Below are 2,026 nucleotides of genomic sequence, written 5' to 3' on the forward strand. Positions count from 1 at the left end.
GGGTGGGCCCGAGGGGAGTCAGGCCGTGCGGTGGCGCAGGAGGCGGAAGGACACGGCGACGGCCGCGGCGGCGACGGCCAGAAGGATGCCGGTCTCCACCAGGTGCAGGGGCCAGAAGTGGGAACGCGGGTGGTAGGTGGAGTAGTAGCCGGTGACACCGAGGTCGTCCAGACAGCGCTGCCGCTCCCGGGCAGTGCCGTCGCAGGCCCAGTGGTTCACCTGCGGGGCGGGGCTGCCGTGCACCAGCGCACCCTGGCTCAGGTCCCAGGCGCGGCGCGGGGAGTAGACGTACTCGGTCGCCGAGGTCCGGGTCAGGGCCGGCCACAGGGAGGCGCGCGCGTGCACCAGGATCAGGGAGAGCACCCAGGTCAGGGCGGCGGAGACGGCCAGTGCGGGCAGGGTGCGGCGTAGCAGGAGCGCGGTGAGCGTGCCCAGGGCGAGGGCGCACAGGGCGTAGGCGACGGCGGCCGGGCCGAGGAGCGCGAACACGCTGTCGCCCACCCAGTCGGTGCCGATCAGGACCCGGTTGGGCTCCCACGCCCAGCGGAACACCAGGACCAGGACGGTGACGCCGACGGTCACGGCGAGAGCGGGGCAGGCGAGCTTGGCGGTCAGCCAGCGGGCCGGGGTGATGCCCTGCGACCAGGCGAGACGGGCGGTGCCGTTCTCCAGTTCGCGGCCGATCAGCGCGCCGCCCGCGAAGGCGGCGACGACGATGAAGGAGTGGGCGGCCAGGGTGGCGATCCCGTCCATCGGCGCGCTGTAGCCGAACAGGCCGACGTTCGTGTCGCACACGTCCAGGCCCGCCCGGTTGCAGGCCTCCTGCTTGGCGCGCGTCTCGTCGGCGGTGACCTCGGTGAGCCACACCAGCCAGCCCGTCAGGCCCAGCACGGCCAGACCCCAGACGATCAGGGCGGCGCGGTGCAGCCGCAGGACGGTGCGGGCGACGCCCCAGCGGGTGGCGGGGGCCGCCTCGGCCTTCTGTGCCTCCTGGGGGACGCGCGCGGTGGGGGCGGCGGTCATACGGCGGCCTCCTCGCGGGCGGGTGCCTCGGTGCGGGTCGGGATGCGTGCGGGTGTGCGGGCCGGTGTGTGTGTCGTGGCCGTAGATCGCCTGAGCAGGGCGAACGCGGTGACGACGAGGCCGGCCGCGACGGCCAGGAGGAGGGCGCTCGTGGTCAGCTGGAGAGGCCAGTAGTGCGACTCGGGGTGGAACTCCCTGTAGAAACCGGTGGCGTCGAGCTTGCCGTACACCTCGGCGCAGCCTTCGACGAACGACGGACCGCAGCCGGGGTCGGCGATGTGTGCGCCGTCGGCGGTGACCAGGCCGGAGTCGACCTCGACGCCCTCCATGACGTAGCCGGTCTCGAGGCCGGTGACGCGCGTGACGGACGGCCACAGATGCGGCATGGCCAGGTCGGCCGCGAACCGCAGGACCACGGTGAAGCCCAGTCCGGCGACCAGCGCGGGCAGCGTACGGCGCCACAGCAGGCCCGCGAGGACCCCGGCGGCGAGGCCGGCCAGCGCGAGGGCGACCGTGGTGGGGCCGTTGGCGTGCAGGGTGGGGGAGTCGGCCCAGGACTTGGAGGTGTCGATGCGGTGCCGGTTCGCCGACCAGGCCAGGTGATGCAGCAGCACCAGCAGCCCGGTGCAGGCGGCGATCAGGGCGGCGGGGGCGGCCAGCTTGGCGGCCAGCCAGCGGGTCGGCGAGAGGCCCGTCGTCCAGGCGAGGTGGGCGGTGCCGCTCTCCAGCTCGCGGCCGACCAGGGCGGCCCCCGCCCAGGCGGCGACCAGGAAGGGCAGCCCGATCACGGCGAACGTCGTGTACGTGTACACGTCCCGGTACCGGATGATCGCGTCCTGGTCGTAACCGCACGGCCCGCTGTCGCCGCAGGCGCGGTACTGCCGCCAGCCGTCGGCGGCCGCGGCACCGAGCGGGCCCCACATCGCGAGCAGGGCGAGGACGAGGACGGCGACGAGAGCGGCCCAGACGGCCAGTCCGGGACGGTGCAGGCGCAGGAGCCAGG

The 2,026-nt window shown here is 74.4% G+C and carries 2 protein-coding genes; both read right to left on the bottom strand.

Annotated elements, in window-relative coordinates; all coding sequences use genetic code 11:
* Positions 1-18: 18 nt before the first annotated feature.
* Positions 19-1,023 carry an ABC transporter permease subunit gene (locus BZL64_RS35250; RefSeq protein ID WP_086773129.1) on the bottom strand — a complete coding sequence of 335 codons (1,005 nt, stop codon included), beginning with the start codon at positions 1,021-1,023 and terminating at the stop codon, positions 19-21.
* Positions 1,020-2,026, bottom strand: a 1,007-nt coding sequence (locus BZL64_RS35255) for an ABC transporter permease (RefSeq protein ID WP_208639586.1), incomplete at its 5' end; no start/stop codon positions are given. The genes BZL64_RS35250 and BZL64_RS35255, both read right to left, overlap by 4 nt.

This window comes from Streptomyces bobili, assembly GCF_002154575.1.
Classification (GTDB): domain Bacteria; phylum Actinomycetota; class Actinomycetes; order Streptomycetales; family Streptomycetaceae; genus Streptomyces; species Streptomyces bobili.

Coding starts and splice junctions, on each gene's coding strand:
- BZL64_RS35250 (WP_086773129.1), bottom strand. CDS start 1,023: ATGACCGCCGCCCCCACCGCGCGCGTCCCCCAGGAGGCACAGAAGGCC.